This window comes from Psychrobacter sp. 16-MNA-CIBAN-0192, assembly GCF_040309565.1.
Classification (GTDB): Bacteria; Pseudomonadota; Gammaproteobacteria; order Pseudomonadales; family Moraxellaceae; genus Psychrobacter.
This window is the reverse complement of record NZ_JBEOOX010000045.1, coordinates 1-470: the sequence shown is the minus strand read 5'-3', so window position 1 is coordinate 470 and position 470 is coordinate 1. Positions and strand designations below refer to the sequence as shown.

The 470-nt window shown below is 37.7% G+C and carries 1 protein-coding gene; it reads right to left on the bottom strand.

Annotated features, from left to right (window positions below; genetic code table 11):
* Positions 1 to 9: 9 nt before the first annotated feature.
* On the bottom strand, positions 10 to 336 hold the full coding sequence (locus AAEY78_RS12280; RefSeq protein WP_101034392.1) for a DUF3144 domain-containing protein: 327 nt from the start codon (positions 334 to 336) through the stop codon (positions 10 to 12).
* Positions 337 to 470 lie beyond the last annotated feature (134 nt).

Genomic DNA, 470 nt, shown 5'->3' with positions numbered 1-470 from the left:
GAATGAATGTTAGCCGCCTTTAAACTGTTGCACGCTATCATCGCCTTTTTGTTCTTGTTCAGGTGCAGCGACAGGAGGGTTAGCGATATGGTCTTCTAAGTTTTCTTTTAGCATGGCTTTAAATTCATCAGAAAACCAAGCTAATGCATGATCTTTTTCAGCGGCAAGATCAGCTGATTTAATTGAGGCTTCGAACGCATTAAAGCGTGCAGAAGCAAATCTCATTGCTGTACCGACTTTACCAATATCATTTTCTTGTTGGCTTAGTTGATTGGCTAGGGCAATAAATTGGTCAGCTACTTGATACATTGTTAATTCTGTTTTGGCTTCAGACATTAGATCCACTTTGTTGGTAAGTTAATTTTCTACTGAGTGTAACGTCTTTAATTGAAAATATCAGGTAAAAAATTATCGATTGGGATCTGAATCTACCAACACTTGGCCGTTACGTGAATCATAATATATCGATA

What these genes read in the sequence shown, in the direction of transcription:
- AAEY78_RS12280 (WP_101034392.1), bottom strand. Translation starts at nt 336, where the DNA reads ATGTCTGAAGCCAAAACAGAATTAACAATGTATCAAGTAGCTGACCAA.